Source organism: Streptomyces sp. NPDC006265 (genome assembly GCF_040613555.1).
Lineage (GTDB): Bacteria > Actinomycetota > Actinomycetes > Streptomycetales > Streptomycetaceae > Streptomyces.
On sequence record NZ_JBEXSH010001303.1, the window covers coordinates 1 to 1,738 of the forward strand.

A 1,738-nucleotide genomic window follows, 5' to 3' on the forward strand; every position below is an offset into this window, starting at 1 on the left:
GCCGCGCCCGGGAAACGGTCGGCCACGCCCAGGGCGCCGGCGAGTCGGGCCACGGCGGACGACGGCCACAGCGCGAACACCTCGCGCACCGCGCCGGCCCCGGCCGGGCCGAGCGCGGCCCGCACCTGTTCCACGAACGAGGGCGTGGTCAAGGAGGCGGGATCGAGCAGCTTGTCGCCCCACGCTCCGGCCGGGGCGGCCAGCACGGTCAGCTCCTCGCGCTTCACGCCCGTGTGGGCCAGGGCGTAGTCGACGAACGCCGCGTCCGGCTCGCAGCACAGGATGAGCAGGTCACCGGGGCGGGCGAACCAGAGCAGGCGCTGCGTCCAGGCCCGCATGTCGCCGCGCTCGCGGATGGACGGATCGATGTGGTTGCCGACGAGGATGCGCACAGCGGACTCCTTCAAGACGTGAGCAGGCCAACGAAGCCGAGGTGGCGGAGGTCAGGGGCACAGGGCAGCGGGCAGGGTGTCGAAGGCCCGCATAGTCGCCGTACGGCGCCGCACGCCCTCGCCGGCGGCAACCAGGCGGGCTGGGTGGTCATTCAGGGCGGCGATAAGGGCGCGCAGACCCGCCTGGGCGACGGTCGTCCCGATGCAGGCGTGCGGCCCCCACCCGTAACCCAGGTGGCGGTTCGGGGTGCGGTCCAGCACCAGATCGTCCGCCCGCTCGAAGGCGGCCGGGTCGCGGTTGGCCGCCGCGAACAAGGGGACGATCTTCTGCCCCGCCTTGATGTCGACGCCGCCGATCCGGCAGGAGCGCACCGCCGTGCGGGTGGTGCCCTGCACCGGGCCGTCGAAGCGCACCAGCTCGTCCACTCCGGTGGCCAGCAGCGCCCGCTCCCGCATCTGCTCCAGGGCACCGGGGTGGGTCAGGAGGGTGTGGACGGCGTTGCCGGCGGCGGCAGCCATCGTGCTGTAGCCGCCCTGAAACATCACCCGCGCCGTGTTCTTCATGTACAGCAGGGCCAGCGCGCCGGAATCGGCCGCCGTGGCCTGCCGTACCCGGGCCAGTAGGCCGGGCCGGGCCGAGGACGCGAACCAGGAGTCCACCAGGTCGCTCAGCTGCTGGCGAGCGACGCGGCCCGGCTCGACGAGCGCCGGATTGAGGCCGCCGTCCATGCTCCGCATGATCGCGTCCGACGCCGCGGCGAACTCCCCGTACGGCGGGGTCTCGACACCCAGCAGATCGGCCACCACCGCCACGGACAGCGGCACCGCGATCTCGGCCACCACATCGAACGGGCCGGCGTCGGCCAGCTGGTCGAGGCGATCGCGCACCAGGAGGCGGGCCCGGTCCTCGACCCCGGTCAGATCCTGGGCGCGCAGCGCGGTCATGAACAGGGAGCGCACCGCGTTCTGCTGCGGCGGATCGAGCGTCTGCACGCTCAAGGACGGCTCCGGCACCGTGCCCCCTGTACGCCGCGGGTCGCGGGCGAACGTCGCGTGGTCGCGCAGTACCCGCACGCTGTCCGCGTACCGGGTCAGCGCCCACGAGTCCATCCCCTCGTGCCAGAACACCGGCTCACGCTCGCGCTGTTCGGCCAGCGCCGGGTACGGGTCGCGCAGGATCTCCGGATCCAAGGGGTCGTAGCGGTCGGTCACAAACGGCATCGCGGGTTCCTTCCGGAGCGGGAGAGGCGGGGGGGGCCCCCCCCCGGGCGCCCCGCCGGGGGGGGGGGCCGTGGGGGGTGGTGTTATCGTCCTAACACCCCCCCCCGGGGGGGGCGGGCCCCCCC

1 protein-coding gene and 1 pseudogene are annotated in these 1,738 nt (G+C 74.0%); both read right to left on the reverse strand.

What is annotated here, in order from left to right:
- Window positions 1-392, reverse strand: a pseudogene (locus tag ABZ281_RS48225) (hypothetical protein); the annotation flags it as partial.
- Window positions 393-443: 51 nt separating this feature from the next.
- Window positions 444-1,613 carry a cytochrome P450 gene (locus ABZ281_RS48230; RefSeq protein ID WP_356665068.1) on the reverse strand — a complete coding sequence of 390 codons (1,170 nt, stop codon included), beginning with the start codon at window positions 1,611-1,613 and terminating at the stop codon, window positions 444-446.
- Window positions 1,614-1,738: the final 125 nt, after the last annotated feature.

Excerpts from the sequence above, each read along its gene's own strand:
- ABZ281_RS48230 (WP_356665068.1), bottom strand. The coding sequence starts at position 1,613 with ATGCCGTTTGTGACCGACCGCTACGACCCCTTGGATCCGGAGATCCTG.